Here is a 12,212-nt window from a genome sequence, read left to right as displayed (position 1 = left end):
CAGGGGAGTCGGAACAATGCTCGCCAACCTGGCATATAGATAGCTGGCCGTTGGTTTTTTGATCTGTTTTCGGCGAGGGTTGCTCGTGATTGTTAGTCCCTGTAATGCACCAAAATTGTCTGCTAAACGGTTACGAAACGCACTGGTGACGGGCTCCGCCCTGTTTTGCCTGTTCGGCGCGGGTCAACTGTGGGCATTCAGTCTGGATGATGTGTCGGCCAAGGCAAAAGAGCTGGCCGGGCAGAAATACGAAGCTCCGCGCAGCAATCTGCCGAACGAATTCCGCGAAATGAAGTTCGCGGACTACCAGAAGATTCGTTTCCGCAACGAAAAAGCCGAATGGGCCGATCAGAACACTCCGTTCAAGTTGTCCTTCTATCACCAGGGTATGCATTTCGATACACCGGTGAAAATCAACGAAGTGACCGCCGACAGCGTCCAGGAAATCAAATACGACCCGACTCGCTTCGATTTCGGCGACGTGAAGTTTGATCCTAAAGCCACCGAGCAGCTGGGTTACGCCGGTTTCCGTGTGCTGTATCCGATCAACAAGGGCGACAAGCAAGACGAAATCATGACCATGCTCGGCGCCAGCTATTTCCGCGTCGTCGGCAAGGATCAGGTCTATGGCCTGTCCGCCCGTGGCATGGCGATCGATACCGCGCTGCCGTCGGGTGAAGAATTCCCGCGTTTCACCGAGTTCTGGATCGAGCGTCCAAAACCGGGTGACAAGCACCTGGTGATCTTTGCCCTGCTGGATTCCCCACGTGCGACCGGCGCCTATCGCCTGATCCTGCGTCCGGGCACCGACACGGTTGTGGATGTGAAATCCCAGATGTTCCTGCGTGACAAGGTCAGCAAACTGGGGGTTGCTCCGTTGACCTCCATGTTCCTGTTCGGCGCCAACCAGCCGTCCAAGGTGCTCAACTACCGTCGCGAGCTGCATGACTCCAGCGGCCTGTCGATCCATGCTGGCAACGGCGAGTGGATCTGGCGCCCCCTGAACAACCCTAAACACCTGTCGGTCAGCAACTTCACCGTGGAGAACCCGCGTGGGTTCGGCCTGCTGCAACGCGGTCGCAACTTCAGCCACTACGAAGACCTCGACGACAACTACGACAAGCGCCCGAGTGCGTGGATCGAGCCTGAAGGCGACTGGGGCAAGGGCTCCGTCGACCTGGTTGAGATCCCGACTGCCGACGAAACCAATGACAACATCGTTGCGTTCTGGAGCCCGGCGGAGTTGCCGGAAGTCGGCAAGCCGCTGGAAGTGGCCTACCGCCTGCACTGGACCCTCGATGATGCCGCGTTCCATTCGCCGGACAGCGCCTGGGTCAAGCAGACCCTGCGTTCCACCGGTGATGTGAAGCAATCCAACCTGATCCGTCAGCCGGATGGCAGCGTGGCGTATCTGGTGGACTTCGAGGGCCCGTCCTTGAAGAAACTGCTGCCGGACGCCCCGGTGCGTAGCCAGGTGAGCGTGAGTGACAACGCCGAGCTGGTAGAAAACAGCGTGCGCTACAACGAACACACCAAAGGCTGGCGCCTGACACTGCGTATGAAGATCAAGGACGCAGGCAAGCCGACCGAGATGCGTGCAGCCCTGGTCCAGGACATCACGCCGCCTGAGCCTGAGCATGTTTCGACCCAGGTGCTGAAGGCCGATAAGGTTCTGGCCAAGCAACACGAGAAACAGGCCAAGAAAGACGCGAAAGACAAGGAAGCCAAGCAGCCAGAAGCTGCCCCAGCCACACCGGAGCCGATCAAGACCGAGCAAGTCCTGACCGAAACCTGGAGCTATCAGTTGCCTGCCGATGAGTAATTCTCAAGTCCAGCCAGAGACTCTCTCCGAGTACCTGGCGCATCTTCCGATGACCGCTGAGCAGCGCGCCGAGTTGGCGGGCTGCACATCCTTCACCGAGTTGCACGAGCGCTTGTCGTCCAAGGCGTTCGATGCACCCGTCGACGCCGCCCAGGCGTCGGTGGGTCGCCGCTTGACCCTCAGCACGGCCGAAGAGCTGCAAGACGCCGAAATGCTCGGGCTCGACGCCAGTGGGCGCGTGTGCCTCAAGGCCACGCCGCCGATCCGCCGTACCCGCGTGGTACCTGAGCCGTGGCGCACCAATATCCTGGTGCGCGGCTGGCGGCGGATCACCGGCCGCAGCAACCCGCCGGCCCCGCCGAAGGATGAGCGCGTATTGCCGGCAGCCCGCTGGCGTACCGTGGGTTCGATTCGTCGTTACATCCTGCTGGTGCTGATGCTCGGCCAGACCATCGTGGCCGGCTGGTACATGAAAGGCATCATGCCGTACCAGGGCTGGTCGCTGGTCGACTTCGACGAGATCCGCAACCAGACCCTGCTGCAAACCGCCACCCAGGTGCTGCCTTACGCCCTGCAGACCAGCATCCTGATCATGTTCGGGATCCTGTTCTGCTGGGTCTCGGCCGGTTTCTGGACTGCATTGATGGGCTTTCTCGAACTGCTCACCGGCCACGATAAATACCGGATTTCCGGTAAAAGTGCCGGCGACGAGCCGATCCCGAAAGACGCGCGCACTGCGCTGGTCATGCCGATCTGCAACGAAGACGTGCCGCGGGTATTCGCGGGTTTACGCGCGACGTTCGAATCGGTGGCCGCCACCGGTGACCTCGATCGTTTCGACTTCTTCGTGCTCAGCGACAGTAACGAGGCCGACATCTGCATCGCCGAGCAGCAAGCCTGGCTCGACGTCTGCCGTGAGGCGGGTGGCTTCGGCAAGATCTTCTATCGCCGCCGTCGCCGACGCGTGAAGCGTAAAAGCGGCAACCTCGACGACTTCTGCCGTCGTTGGGGCGGCGACTACAAGTACATGGTGGTTCTCGACGCCGACAGCGTGATGAGCGGCGAATGCCTGACCAGCCTGGTGCGCCTGATGGAAGCCACGCCGGATGCCGGGATTATCCAGACCGCGCCGCGTGCGTCGGGCATGGACACCCTGTATGCGCGCATGCAGCAATTCGCCACCCGCGTGTACGGCCCGCTGTTCACCGCCGGCCTGCACTTCTGGCAGCTGGGTGAATCCCACTACTGGGGTCACAACGCGATCATCCGCATGAAACCGTTTATCGAGCACTGCGCCTTGGCGCCATTGCCGGGTAAAGGGGCATTCGCCGGGTCCATCCTGTCCCACGACTTCGTTGAAGCGGCGCTGATGCGCCGTGCCGGCTGGGGCGTGTGGATTGCCTACGACCTGCCGGGCAGCTACGAAGAACTACCGCCGAACCTGCTGGATGAACTCAAGCGTGACCGTCGCTGGTGCCACGGCAACCTGATGAACTTCCGCCTGTTCCTGGTCAAGGGCATGCACCCGGTGCACCGCGCGGTGTTCCTGACTGGCGTGATGTCCTACCTGTCGGCACCGTTGTGGTTCCTGTTCCTGGTGCTGTCGACGGCCTTGCTGGCGGTCAACACCCTGATGGAGCCGCAGTACTTCATGGCGCCACGCCAGTTGTACCCGCTGTGGCCGCAATGGCACCCGGACAAGGCGGTGGCGCTGTTCTCCACCACCATCGTGCTGCTGTTCCTGCCGAAATTGCTGAGCATCATCCTGATCTGGGCCAAGGGCGCGAAAGAGTTCGGTGGCAAGTTCAAGGTAACCATGTCCATGCTGCTGGAGATGCTGTTCTCCATGCTGCTGGCGCCGGTGCGGATGATTTTCCACACCCGTTTCGTGCTCGCCGCGTTCCTCGGCTGGGCCGCGACCTGGAACTCGCCGCAGCGTGACGACGACTCCACCCCGTGGGGCGAAGCGATCAAGCGTCACGGCACGCAGACCCTGCTGGGCTTCTTCTGGGCCCTGCTGGTGGTGTGGTTGAACCCGAGCTTCCTGTGGTGGCTGGTACCGATCGTGGGTTCGTTGATGCTGTCGATCCCGGTATCGGTGATCTCCAGCCGGGTCAACCTTGGCCTGAAGTCCCGCGATGAGAGCCTGTTCCTGATCCCTGAGGAATACAATCCGCCGCAAGCGTTGCTGTCCACCGACAAGTACACCCACGAAAACCGTTGGCACGCGCTGAAAGACGGCTTCGTGCGCTCGGTGGTCGACCCGCAGCAGAACGCCCTGGCCTGTGCCCTGGCGACCTCGCGTCACGGTCAGGCCGAGCCGATCGAGTACCTGCGTACCGAACGTGTGCGCCACGCGTTGAAAGTCGGCCCTGCCGGCCTCAACAACGGCGAACGCCTGGCGTTGCTCAGCGACCCGGTAGCCCTGGCCCGCTTGCATGAGCAGATCTGGAGCGAAGGGCACGCCGAGTGGCTCGCTGCCTGGCGTAATTCGATCAAGGCCGACCCGCACGCGCCGTTACTGCCGCTGCAGCCGCTGTCGTCCCAGGCCCAACCGGCCTGATTCAGACGCCCCCGAGGGTTCACTTCGGGGGCGTTCGAAGCGCTGGTCCTACAGCGTTTCTCTATCGCCCTAACTCCTTGTTATTTCGAAACAAAAGTCCCTTGTCCGAGGCGTATTTGCGTGCCCGCGAGTGGGGTAGGATCGCCCCCCAAATTTGACTCGGTCACAGGGGGATTCATGATCAAAAGGTATTGTTCGGCATTGCTGATCGGCGTTATCGCATTGATTCACAGTGCTCTGGTGCAGGCCGGTGCCATCGACGATGCGGTTCGGCGTGGTGTGTTGAAAGTGGGTACTACGCCCACCTATGTCCCCTTTGAAATGACCGATAAAGAGGGCCGTATCGTTGGCTTTGAAATCGACCTGCTCAAGGTGATGAGCCAGGCCCTGGGCGTTGAGCTTGAATTGGTCAGCGTGCCCTATACCGAGTTGCTGCCTGGGCTGCAGGCGAAAAAGTTCGACCTGATCGGCAGCGGCATGACCGTTACCCAGGAGCGCAACCTGAAGCTGAATTTCAGCGACTCCTTTATCGTGGTGGGGCAAACCGTATTGCTGCACCCCAGCCTGAGTGGCAAGGTCACCAGTGTCGAAGACCTGGACGACGCCACTTACCGCGTCACCACCGTCCAGGGCACCACTGGCGAGGCGGCGGCGCAACGCTTCCTGGGGGCGGCGCGCTTGAGCAGTTTTGCAACGCCCCGGGAAGCTGTGCGCCAAGTGGTGAACGGTGCCGCCGATGCCTTTATTTATGATGCGCCCTACAACCTGATCGCCCTGAGCTTGCCGGAAAACCGCGAGCTGCTGGCGCTTGAACAGCCATTCACCTTTGAACCCTTGGCGTTTGGCGTGAAAAAAGGCGATTTTGACAGCCTCAACTGGATCAACCATTTCCTCAATCAAGTCGCCCAGGACGGGACCTACGATCGCTTGCACGACAAGTGGTTCAAGGACATGGACTGGCTGGTAGAGGTCGACTGGAAGTCATAACTTCTTACACATCAATCCGTTGCCAGCGCTGCCAACGCAAGCGTCTATCCCAGCAGTTGGCTGCGTTGTTGTGGGACTTTTCCGACATACGCAGATAACAAATACCCGTGAAACCTTTGTGACAGGCAATGAGTGGGTTAGGATCGCACCCCGAATTGGTGCAGCCCTTTTGCGCGCCGACCGTATAAGAATCGTTCAGGGGACTTGATGATGAAAAAGTATCTTTCGATGCTGCTGCTCGGCGTTGCCGCGCTGGTTGCGGCCAATGCCGCCCAGGCCGGTGCCATCGATGATGCGGTCAAGCGCGGCACGCTGAAAGTCGGCATGGACCCGACCTACATGCCGTTCGAAATGACCGACAAACGGGGCGAAATCATTGGGTTCGAGGTCGATATCCTCAAGGCCATGGCCAAGTCCATGGGCGTCAAGCTGGAGCTGGTGTCCACCGGCTATGACGGCATCATCCCGGCGTTCCTGACCGGCAAGTTCGACATGATCGGCAGCGGCATGACCCTGACCCAGGAACGCAACCTGCGCCTGAATTTCAGCGAACCCTTCATTGTGGTTGGCCAGACCCTGCTGATCCGCAAGGACCTGGAAGGCACCATCAAGTCCTACAAAGACCTGAACGACGAGAAGTACCGCCTGACCTCCAAGCTCGGCACCACCGGTGAGATGGTCGCCAAGAAGCTGATCTCCAAGGCCAAGTACCACGGCTATGACAACGAGCAGGAAGGTGTGCTGGACGTGGTCAACGGCAAGGCCGATGCCTTCGTGTATGACGCGCCGTACAACGTGGTCGCCGAGAAAAAAGTCGGTAACGGCAAGTTGGTGTTCCTCGAAGAACCCTTCACCTTTGAACCGCTGGCGTTCGGCCTGAAGAAGGGTGACTACGACAGCATCAACTTCATCAACAACTTCCTGCACCAGATCAAGAACGACGGCACCTACGATCGCATCCATGACAAGTGGTTCAAGAGCTCCGAGTGGCTCAAGGACATGGAATAAAGCGGGACTGTTTTCTGGTGTGAGAGGGCTTGCTGTGGGGAGCCCGCTCGCCACCTCAGGTGTGCGGGCCTCGATTTTTTGGATGCTGAGTAGATGAAACAGAAAAAAGCCCAATGGCCCTGGCACCTGCTGACCGTGGTCGTGCTGGTCGGCCTGGCTGGCGCCTTGTACTACGCCACCTCGCTGATGTCCTACGAATGGCGCTGGAACCGGGTCCCGCAATACTTCGCCTACCAGGCCGAAGAGTCCCAGCGCGCTGCGGACATCTCCACTGTCGTGGAGCTGGTCCGCAAGGGCGATGTGGCCGAAGTCACCCTGCGCAACGATGCCGGCGTCGAACAGCGCGTGAGCGTGGCCGACAACAGCCTGCAAGTGGCGCGCGGCGATGATGTGGCCGAAGGCGACGTCATCGGGGTTAACCGCCATTGGGCGTTGGGGCCCTTGATGTGGGGCCTGTGGACCACGTTGTGGCTGTCGGTGGTATCCGGGATTCTCGGCCTGGCGATCGGTCTTGCCACCGGGTTGTGCCGACTGTCCAATAACCCGACCCTGCGCGACCTGTCGACGATCTACGTCGAGCTGGTGCGGGGCACGCCGCTGTTGGTGCAGATCTTCATTTTCTATTTCTTTATCGGCACGGTGCTCAACCTGTCCCGGGAATTCGCCGGGATCGCCGCCCTGTCGCTGTTCACCGGCGCCTATGTGGCGGAAATCGTCCGCGCGGGGGTGCAGTCCATCACCCGTGGCCAGAACGAGGCGGCTCGCTCCCTGGGCCTGAGCGCCAGCCAGTCGATGCGCCATGTGGTGCTGCCGCAGGCCTTCAAGCGTGTGTTGCCGCCGCTGGCCGGGCAATTTATCAGCCTGGTGAAAGACACCTCGCTGGTCTCGGTGATCGCGATTACCGAGCTGCTCAAAAGCGGTCGCGAAGTGATCACCACCTCGTTCTCGCCGTTTGAAATCCTGTTCTGCGTCGCAGGGTTGTACCTGCTGATCAACCTGCCGCTGTCGAAAATGGCCAGCCGGCTTGAGCGGAGGCTCGCCCAAAGTGATTGAAGTCCGCGATCTGGTAAAAGTCTTCGATACCCGCGGGCATGTGGTGCGCGCGGTGGACCATGTGACCACCCAGGTGGCCAAGGGCGAAGTGTTGGTGGTGATCGGCCCGTCCGGCTCCGGCAAGTCCACGTTCCTGCGTTGCCTCAATGGCCTGGAAGAGTTCGATTCCGGCTCGGTGAGCATCGATGGCCTGCAACTAGCCGATCCGAAAACCGATGTGAATGCCTATCGCCGTGAAGTCGGCATGGTGTTCCAGCACTTCAACCTGTTCCCCCACATGACCGTGCTGGAAAACCTGTGCCTGGCGCAAAAAGTCGTGCGCAAGCGCGGCAAGAAGGAGCGCGAAGCCAAGGCCCTGGCGCTGCTGGAAAAGGTCGGCATTGCGCAGAAAGCCAACGAGTTTCCATCAAGGCTTTCCGGCGGCCAGCAACAGCGCGTGGCGATTGCCCGGGCGTTGGCGATGGAGCCCAAGGTGATGCTGTTCGACGAGCCCACCTCGGCCCTCGACCCGGAAATGGTCGGCGAAGTGCTGGACGTGATGAAGACCCTGGCCCTGGAAGGCATGACCATGGTCTGCGTCACTCACGAAATGGGTTTTGCCCGTGAAGTGGCGGACCGGGTGCTGTTCTTCGATCATGGCAAGTTGCTGGAAGATGCGGCCCCGGCCGAGTTCTTCGCGGCGCCCAAAGACCCGCGCGCCCAGGCGTTCCTGCGCCAGGTGCTATAGGGCGCGGGGCGTTCATACCTTGAACCGCCCCACGCATTGCTGCAAATCCGTTCCCAGCCGCGCCAGTTCGATACTGGCCGCTGCCGTCTGCTCACTGGCGGCGGCGGTTTGCTCCGAGGCGTCGCGTACCTTCAATACGCTGCGATTGATCTCTTCGGCCACCGCACTTTGCTCCTCGGCGGCAGCGGCGATCTGCGGGTTCATTTCCTGGATGACCGACACCGTGCGGGCGATCTCCGTCAGGGAGTCCCCGGCATTGCGGGCCAGGCCGACGCTGTTGTCGGTCAGGGTGCGGCTGTAGTCCATGATGTCGGCCACCTGTTGTGTACCGCTGTGCAGGCCGCCAATCAGCTCTTCGATTTCCTCGGCGGACTGCTGGGTCCGTTGGGCGAGACCGCGCACCTCATCGGCGACCACCGCGAAGCCTTGACCGGCCTCGCCGGCCCGTGCGGCTTCTATGGCAGCGTTGAGCGCCAGCAGGTTGGTCTGCTGTGACACGGACTTGATCACATCCAGCACACTGCTGATTTTCTGGCTTTCCCGTTGCAGCCCCACCATGGCCTGACCCGCGCGCGCCATTTCATGGGCAAGGTGCTCGATTTGCGCCACGGCATCCGTCACCACCTGATCGCCCAGCTCAGTCTGTTGATTGGCCTGTCCGGCGGCGAGCGAAGCCTGCTCGGCGTGGCGCGCAACCTCCTGGGCGGTGGCGAGCATCTGGTTCATGGCGGCGGCGACCTGCTCGGTTTCATCGCGCTGATGATTCACCCCGGCGCGAGTTTGTTCGGTCACGGCGGAAAGCTCTTCGGCGGCGCTGGCAATTTGCCGAGCGTTGTCGCTGATGTTGCCAATCAGCCCCCGTAGGTTCAGCGTCATTTGGCTCATGCTGCGTTGCAGTTGGCCCAACTCGTCACGCCGTCGGGATTGCACGTCATGGCTCAGGTCGCCTTGCGCAATGCGATTGGCAGCGGACAGCGCTTTGCGCAGCGGTTTCACGATTTGCCCGGCAATCAGCCAGGCTGCCAGAGTGCCCAACAGCAAGGCGGCAGCGGTTGTACCAAGGGTTTGGGTGCGGGCCTGTTCGGCTTCGCGTTCGCGCCGCTGAGTCTGGTCCTGGCTCAAGAGGTCGCTCTGGGCGAGCAGTTCGTCCAGTTGCTGTTCCAATTGCTTTTGCGCGCCCTCGGTTGTGAGTTGCGTGTCCTTGAGGCGTGTGAGGTGGGTGCGGATACTGAGCACGGTATTTTTCAGGGCGCCGCTGTCGACCGGCAATTTTGCTACGCCAGCCTGGGCGAGTTCGAGGTTGCGCTCGGCGTCGCTGACGGCCTGGGCGTAGGCATCCAGCGAGCTGGCGGCCCAGGCAGGGGTTTGGGCTCGATCCTCCGCCTGCTCTATGGCCTGGCGCAGGTTTTCGATGGCATCGAGGGCTTTTTCATCCTCCTGGTCGGGTAAGTCGCTGGCCAGTTGTGCCAGCACGTCACCGGTGCGTACGGAGCTCTGCTTCAGTTGTTCACGGGCACTCTCACGTTTCTCGACCAGGGCGGGCACCTCCTTGAGCGTGGTTTTGAACGTTGCGGAGAGGCGGGTCATCTCCTGCAGGTATTGAATGGATTTGGGGACTTTGAGCCGGTTGGAAAGCTCGCTCAGGAATCCGTCGATTTTTTCTATGCTCACGCTCAATTTGTTGAGGCTGTTGGTATCGTCCAGGGTGCGGTAAACGATTCGGTCGGCCCGCAGTTCTTCACCCGTCACGGCCAATTGTGCGAGCACGGTCAGGGTCTGCGAGCGGTAAAGGGACGCGGCCAACGCCTGCCAGCCAGTCACGGCAATCACAAGGCTCAAGGCCAGGACCAGGGAGAAGCCCAGGGCCAGTTTGAGAGTGACACTGGCGTCACCCAGCAGGTAAGTCATTCGACGAAGCATGATCAACCTCCGACAAGTGAACAGTGGGCGTTCTCAACATGCGCAGGCACATTGAGCTGAATTGAACGCTAGTTCTCTCGGCGCAGAGGTGGGGCTGATAAACGCGTAGGAAATTTCACAGATTGCAGGCGGCGACCCAGGGCGGGTCGCCACGCGGGGAAGGGGTCAGACCCGGAATCGGCCGACCAACGCCTGGAGATGAGTGCCCAGGCGCGCCAGTTCGGTACTCGATGCGGCAGTCTCTTCACTGGCCGAAGCCGTCTGCTCGGAGATATCGCGCACGTTCAACACACTGCGATTGATCTCTTCCGCCACGGCGCTTTGCTGCTCGGCGGCGGTGGCGATCTGGGAGTTCATCGCCTGGATGGTCGAGACCGTACGTGTGATGTTCTCCAAGGCGCTGCCGGCGCGGCGCGTCAACTCGACACTGCTGTCGGTGAGGCCACGGCTGTTGTCCATGATGTTCGCCACCTGCTGGGTGCCGCTTTGCAGGCCGACGATCAGCTCTTCGATCTCTTCGGTGGACTTCTGGGTGCGCTGGGCCAGGCTGCGCACTTCATCGGCCACCACCGCGAAACCGCGTCCGGCTTCACCGGCCCGCGCCGCTTCAATGGCCGCGTTGAGCGCCAGCAGGTTGGTTTGCTGGGCCACGGACTTGATCACATCGAGCACGCTGCCGATCTTGTCGCTTTCGCGCTTCAGATCGGCCATGGCGACCGTGGAGTTGCCGACTTCAGTGGCCAGGCGTTCGATCTGGGCGATCGCTTCGCCGACCACTTTGTCGCCTTCGCGGGCCTGCTGGTCGGCGGCCACTGCGGCTTCGGAGGCTTCCTCGGCATTGCGCGCCACTTCCTGCACGGTGGCGGCCATTTCATTCATGGCGGTGGCCACTTGGTCGGTCTCGACTTTCTGGCTGTTGACCCCCGCGTTGGTTTGTTCTGTGACGGCCGACAGTTGCTCGGCGGCGCTGGCGATCTGGGTGACCCCTTCGCTGATGCCGCCGATCAACTCGCGCAGGCCCACGGTCATGCTTTGCATGGCGCGTTGCAGTTGGCCCAATTCATCCTGGCGCAGTGAAATGAGGTTGTGGCTCAGATCACCCGAGGCGACGCGCTCGGCCACTTCGAGGGTCTGGTTCAGCGGAAGAATGATCTGCCGCGTGATGGCCCAGGCCGCTACCAGCCCGAAGACCAAGGCAAGCACGGTGGCCAGCAGCAACAGGCTCTTGGCTTGGGCTGCGTCGGTATCGCGCACGACGGTCTGGGAGAGGGTCAGTTTTTTACTGCGCTCAAGCAAGATGTCGCCCTGCTCGCCCATCTTTTTCATGGCGGCGGTACTCGCGACCTGGGAGTCTCGGTATTGGCTGACGGCCGCGCGGTAGGCTTGCAGCGAAACGCTGGCCTGCTGCAGGTTGGTTGCGTACTGCTCAGGCAGCGTGCCGTTGAGGGTGGCGATTTTCTTCAGGGCGTTATCAATGGCGTCCAGGGCCGGCTGTTCTGCTTCAACCTTGCCGCTGTAGGTGTAGCCGCGCACCTGGAAGCGCGCCTGTTGGATCAGCTTGTTCAGCTCGACCACGCTGTTGAACTGGGTGACGCTGTCGCCTTGCAACAGGGATTTTTCGATCTCGCCGATCTTGAGCACCGCATTGTCGGCCGTATCGCCCAGCTTGCTACGGGCGTTTTCACGGTTGGCGCCGGCCTGGACCATATCGTCGAACGCATGCTTGTATTGGGCGATCGCGGCCAATTGCTCGTCCACCAGCAGATTGTCGGCGGGTTGATCGATCAAGGTGTCGGCGGTTTTCAGGCCGCTTTCAAGCTTGCTCATCAGCTCGTTGACCGCCGTCGGGCCTTGTTCGCCCCGGCGCATTTCGTAGTCCAGGCGCGCCAGGCGCAGGTCCTTGGTCAGCTCATTGAGGCTGGAGATGTAACCCAGTTTGTCGCCCCGGCTGATCACGCTGCCCAGGCCGCTCCAGCCGGTGAAGGTGATCATCAGTGTCAACAGCAATACCAGGCCAAAGCCCACCGCCAGCTTGGTTTTGACGCTGACATTCCCCAGCTTTTCGGCTAACCAACGATACATGTTGCGAACTCCCCTGGAACAAGGCTTGGACTTATTCACGGGGTATCGGC

General features: G+C 61.1%; 7 protein-coding genes and 3 pseudogenes. 6 read left to right on the top strand and 4 right to left on the bottom strand.

Annotated elements, in window-relative coordinates:
• Positions 1-142 precede the first annotated feature (142 nt).
• The 6 genes and pseudogenes from AC07OP_RS14085 (at position 143) to AC07OP_RS14060 (ending at position 8,160) form a co-directional block, all read left to right on the top strand.
• On the top strand, positions 143-1,822 hold the full coding sequence (locus AC07OP_RS14085; protein ID WP_222935589.1) for a glucan biosynthesis protein G: 1,680 nt from the start codon (positions 143-145) through the stop codon (positions 1,820-1,822).
• A pseudogene (gene mdoH / locus AC07OP_RS14080) lies at positions 1,815-4,387 on the top strand (glucans biosynthesis glucosyltransferase MdoH); the annotation flags it as partial. The gene AC07OP_RS14085 and the pseudogene mdoH, both read left to right, overlap by 8 nt.
• Before the next feature lie 175 nt (positions 4,388-4,562).
• Positions 4,563-5,372, top strand: coding sequence for a transporter substrate-binding domain-containing protein (locus AC07OP_RS14075; RefSeq protein WP_495101385.1), 810 nt, complete (start codon positions 4,563-4,565; stop codon positions 5,370-5,372).
• A gap of 210 nt (positions 5,373-5,582) precedes the next feature.
• A complete protein-coding gene (locus tag AC07OP_RS14070) occupies positions 5,583-6,380 on the top strand; it encodes a transporter substrate-binding domain-containing protein (protein ID WP_065940764.1) in 798 nt (265 codons plus the stop codon).
• 93 nt (positions 6,381-6,473) lie between these two features.
• On the top strand, positions 6,474-7,433 hold the full coding sequence (locus AC07OP_RS14065; protein ID WP_065925730.1) for an amino acid ABC transporter permease: 960 nt from the start codon (positions 6,474-6,476) through the stop codon (positions 7,431-7,433).
• Positions 7,426-8,160, top strand: coding sequence for an amino acid ABC transporter ATP-binding protein (locus AC07OP_RS14060; RefSeq protein ID WP_027605038.1), 735 nt, complete (start codon positions 7,426-7,428; stop codon positions 8,158-8,160). The genes AC07OP_RS14065 and AC07OP_RS14060 overlap by 8 nt, the downstream gene beginning before the upstream one ends.
• A 12-nt stretch (positions 8,161-8,172) precedes the next feature.
• Here AC07OP_RS14060 and AC07OP_RS14055 read toward each other — a convergent pair whose 3' ends face one another.
• From AC07OP_RS14055 to AC07OP_RS14040, 4 genes and pseudogenes are all read right to left on the bottom strand, one after another.
• Positions 8,173-9,036 (bottom strand): methyl-accepting chemotaxis protein, encoded by an 864-nt coding sequence (locus AC07OP_RS14055; protein WP_495109911.1) that lies wholly within the window; start codon positions 9,034-9,036, stop codon positions 8,173-8,175.
• A pseudogene (locus AC07OP_RS14050) lies at positions 9,031-10,068 on the bottom strand (methyl-accepting chemotaxis protein); the annotation flags it as partial. The gene AC07OP_RS14055 and the pseudogene AC07OP_RS14050, both read right to left, overlap by 6 nt.
• 177 nt (positions 10,069-10,245) lie before the next feature.
• Positions 10,246-10,959, bottom strand: a complete 714-nt coding sequence (locus tag AC07OP_RS14045; RefSeq protein ID WP_371921651.1) for a methyl-accepting chemotaxis protein — start codon at positions 10,957-10,959, stop codon at positions 10,246-10,248.
• Positions 10,960-11,103: 144 nt separating this feature from the next.
• Positions 11,104-12,072, bottom strand: a pseudogene (locus tag AC07OP_RS14040) (methyl-accepting chemotaxis protein); the annotation flags it as partial.
• Between the last annotated feature and the right edge of the window lie 140 nt (positions 12,073-12,212).

Source organism: Pseudomonas sp. GW821-FHT09D08 (genome assembly GCF_059416305.1).
This window is presented reverse-complemented; position numbering and strand designations above follow the sequence as displayed.

Excerpts from the sequence above, each read along its gene's own strand:
- AC07OP_RS14070 (WP_065940764.1), top strand. The coding sequence starts at position 5,583 with ATGAAAAAGTATCTTTCGATGCTGCTGCTCGGCGTTGCCGCGCTGGTT.
- AC07OP_RS14045 (WP_371921651.1), bottom strand. The coding sequence starts at position 10,959 with ATGAATGAAATGGCCGCCACCGTGCAGGAAGTGGCGCGCAATGCCGAG.
- AC07OP_RS14055 (WP_495109911.1), bottom strand. The coding sequence starts at position 9,036 with ATGACGCTGAACCTACGGGGGCTGATTGGCAACATCAGCGACAACGCT.
- AC07OP_RS14075 (WP_495101385.1), top strand. The coding sequence starts at position 4,563 with ATGATCAAAAGGTATTGTTCGGCATTGCTGATCGGCGTTATCGCATTG.
- AC07OP_RS14065 (WP_065925730.1), top strand. The coding sequence starts at position 6,474 with ATGAAACAGAAAAAAGCCCAATGGCCCTGGCACCTGCTGACCGTGGTC.